Source organism: Pseudomonas sp. AC463 (assembly GCF_979253585.1).
This window is the reverse complement of the sequence record NZ_CEEDDZ010000383.1, coordinates 1-310: the sequence shown is the minus strand read 5'-3', so window position 1 is coordinate 310 and position 310 is coordinate 1. Positions and strand designations below refer to the sequence as shown.

Genomic DNA, 310 nt, shown 5'->3' with positions numbered 1-310 from the left:
CGCCTGAAGTAGGACCGACCGCCCGTTCCATGGCTCATCAGGCCTGCCTGCGCCTCTTTCCGAAGCGCGCCCTGCTCTCGTCGGCGATGGCGGCGGCCTTCGCCCGTTCGAAGCACCGCCCCAGACCTCGTTTGCCGAACTCCTTTTCCACCTCGTACTCGAAGTCTTCGTTGATCGCGGTTTCGAAATCGCCGGAATCCATCAGCCCGATGAGGAAATCGGTGACCTGCGCGACCTGCACGGCATAGTGGTCCGCTCGGCGGCGGATGACCCACTTGCCGAACTCTACGAAGGCGATGGCGACGTATTC

General features: G+C 62.9%; 1 protein-coding gene. It reads right to left on the bottom strand.

Annotated features, from left to right (window positions below; translation table 11 throughout):
- Positions 1-37 precede the first annotated feature (37 nt).
- The coding region (locus tag AC0IYH_RS30635) for a hypothetical protein (protein ID WP_471837923.1) at positions 38-310 on the bottom strand (273 nt) is incomplete at its 5' end.